This is a genomic window from Gluconobacter sp. P1D12_c (assembly GCF_018812105.1).
Classification (GTDB): domain Bacteria; phylum Pseudomonadota; class Alphaproteobacteria; order Acetobacterales; family Acetobacteraceae; genus Gluconobacter; species Gluconobacter oxydans_A.
Genome location: NZ_JACSIQ010000302.1, coordinates 1 through 514, shown reverse-complemented (window position 1 = coordinate 514; position 514 = coordinate 1). Strand labels below are relative to the sequence as shown.

1 protein-coding gene is annotated in these 514 nt (G+C 46.5%); it reads right to left on the bottom strand.

The features are described from left to right. Positions 1 to 142: 142 nt before the first annotated feature. A partial coding sequence (locus KP705_RS16860) for a hypothetical protein (RefSeq protein WP_215765094.1) occupies positions 143 to 514 on the bottom strand: 372 nt, incomplete at its 5' end.

Genomic DNA, 514 nt, shown 5'->3' with positions numbered 1-514 from the left:
ATATTTGACTTGTCATAGTGTCCGACTATGACAATTACATTGTCGTCGGTCCTGCGGAGCTTCAAAGATACCAGTCTGCAAGCTCCTGAAAGGCGTCCTGATTAGCTTCGAAGTATTCGGAATCCGGAACCTCAATAGGAGGCTAAAAAATCTCTACGGGGTCTTGTAGACGCTCTATGTCGAGAACCTTTGACAGCATCCCATCTTCTAAGACGCTACCCCCACCTCTACCCATGTGAGATATCGTGTAAGTGTCAAGCATATATGCTTTTGCGGAATCATCCACCGCATTGATATCCCTGTTGCCAAGCTCCCACGAACCACGCAACGCAAACAGATTACGCCCCGTTAGAGCATCGCATCCAATTTTTTGGAGTTTTTCGATAACCTGCTGATGGTGTCGCTTAGAGACAACTTCAATGAGTTCGAGAGCCTTTTTGCCGAGTTCAGTGTCAGGCGTCTGCGTATAATTCTGGACCATAAGACAGGGTTCAGAGACGTTATAGAAAGCATT